Origin of the sequence: Piscinibacter defluvii (assembly GCF_004011805.1) — a bacterium.
GTDB classification, from domain to species: Bacteria; Pseudomonadota; Gammaproteobacteria; order Burkholderiales; family Burkholderiaceae_C; genus Piscinibacter; species Piscinibacter defluvii.
Genome location: NZ_ML137207.1, coordinates 1 through 244, shown reverse-complemented (window position 1 = coordinate 244; position 244 = coordinate 1). Strand labels below are relative to the sequence as shown.

Sequence of the window (244 nt, the reverse complement as noted above, 5' to 3'; positions counted from 1 at the left end):
AGATGGGCTCCACGCGCAAAGGCAAGAAGTGGGGCTTCGGCATGAAGGCCCACGTGGGCGTGGACCGCAAGACCAAGCTCATCCACAGCGTCGTGGCCACACCGGGCAACGTGGCCGACGGGCCGATGATCGGTCGACTGCTGCACGGCCGAGAAAGAGCTGTCTGGGGCGACAAGGCCTACGTAGGCCAGCGCACTGCCATCAAGCGCGCAGCGCCTCATGCGCGAGATCTGACACTGGCCAA

The 244-nt window shown here is 65.2% G+C and carries 1 protein-coding gene; it reads left to right on the top strand.

All coding sequences use genetic code 11. The features are described 5' to 3' along the window. Positions 1-244: transposase (locus D9C15_RS33700; RefSeq protein WP_240668351.1), on the top strand; the 244-nt coding region annotated here is incomplete at both ends.